1 protein-coding gene is annotated in these 419 nt (G+C 69.2%); it reads left to right on the forward strand.

Going from position 1 to position 419, the window contains the following annotated elements; genetic code table 11:
* Positions 1 to 11: 11 nt before the first annotated feature.
* The coding region (locus tag CVH10_RS17770; protein ID WP_219924770.1) for a hypothetical protein at positions 12 to 419 on the forward strand (408 nt) is incomplete at its 3' end.

A 419-nucleotide genomic window follows, 5' to 3' on the forward strand; every position in this document is an offset into this window, starting at 1 on the left:
GGGAGTTGACCATGCCAGCCACCAGCCCACGCCTGTCCATCACGCTCAGCCAGGAGACGCACGACGCGGTTGCGCGCCTCTCCGCGATCCAGCGCCGGCCGATCGCCACGATCGTCCGCGAGTTCCTGGACACGGTCGCTCCCACCATCGACCAGATTGCTGCCTCGATGGAGGCCATGGAGGCCGCACAGGCCGCAGCCAGGACGGAGCTGGCCTGTTCCCTGTCCGAGGTCGCGGAGGAGCTGGAACCGCACCTGCGGGGCATTCTGGGGCACCTACGGGCCATCGCCGACCTGGGCGGGGATGATCCCGCCAGCCTGGGCGGACCTGGGAAGCATGTAACACCCCTCGGGGCAGCCGATGGGGATGAGCCGCCTCTACCCGGCTTCCTGGATCGCCAGGACGCGCAGGCTGATGCA

It is taken from the genome of Halomonas sp. ND22Bw (genome assembly GCF_003011945.1).
In the GTDB taxonomy this organism is placed as follows: Bacteria; Pseudomonadota; Gammaproteobacteria; order Pseudomonadales; family Halomonadaceae; genus Halomonas; species Halomonas halophila.